Origin of the sequence: Shimia haliotis (assembly GCF_900114415.1) — a bacterium.
In the GTDB taxonomy this organism is placed as follows: domain Bacteria; phylum Pseudomonadota; class Alphaproteobacteria; order Rhodobacterales; family Rhodobacteraceae; genus Shimia; species Shimia haliotis.
This window is the reverse complement of the sequence record NZ_FOSZ01000021.1, coordinates 1-1084: the sequence shown is the minus strand read 5'-3', so window position 1 is coordinate 1084 and position 1084 is coordinate 1. Positions and strand designations below refer to the sequence as shown.

Annotated in this window: 1 protein-coding gene; it reads left to right on the top strand. The window is 60.1% G+C overall.

Annotated elements, in window-relative coordinates; translation table 11 throughout:
* Window positions 1–1084: VCBS domain-containing protein (locus tag BM069_RS19585; RefSeq protein ID WP_170846806.1), on the top strand; the 1084-nt coding region annotated here is incomplete at both ends.

Here is a 1084-nt window from a genome sequence, read left to right as displayed (position 1 = left end):
TCATCGGCGGCGTGGACACTGGTGATGTGACCGAGAGCAAAGCCGGTCAGGATATGTCACCTGATTATGCGCAACCGGGTATGACAACCCTGGGCCGGGCACAGCTCTATGCCGACGGGCAACTTACTATCCTTGATCCAGACGTTGGGGAAAACGAGTTCGACACTCGCGGCAGTATGGGTATGAACTACTCTGGGACCTATGGCGATCTGCGGCTGAACTCGGACGGCTCCTGGCACTATTACGGCGATGCAGGTCACATCCGTGTGACTGGCGGCAGGACTACCACGCGCGGCACGGCGATCGACCAGCTTGGCGAAGGGCAAACGCTGACCGACACGATCACTGTCTATTCCAAGGACGGTACCGCGCATGACATCACGATCACGATCCATGGTAGCAATGACCGCCCTTACTGTTCGTCCGAAGTTGCGCTCACGCCCGGCACCGAGGACACCGCGCAAACACTGACCAAGGCACAGCTGTTGGCCAACACGGTCGAAGTGGACGCCAATGATGCAGGCAAGCTGTCCATCGCAGGTCTGCGCGCCGATCACGGTTCGATCCGGGACAATGGTGATGGCACCTATACGTTCACGCCTGCGCGCGACTACAACGGCGCGGTTCACTTTACCTATGACGTCAAGGACGCCCATGGCGGCGTCACCCACACCGGTGCAACGACCACGCTTGCCGCCGTCAGTGATGCCGCAATCATCGGCGGCACCGACACCGGCTCTGCTACCGAAGATCATGTCACAGGGCGCATCGTGATCAGCGGGCTGCTGACAGTGAGCGATCCCGACGGCCCGTCGCAGGAACACTTCCAGTACAGCCAGTTCGGAGAGCACGCGATCTCGGATCCCTTTGGCGGCAACTTGCATATCGATTCTGCAGGCAGCTGGAGTTATGTCACGGACAACAGCAACCCTGCCGTTCAGCAGCTGGCTGCCGGGCAGGAAGGGCATGCGACTTACCGTGTTCGCTCTTCCGACGGCACAACGCATCAGATTCAGATCACCATTCATGGGACGAATGACGCGCCGGTTCTGAGTGCGTCGACGGCCTCGGCAACCGAGGACGG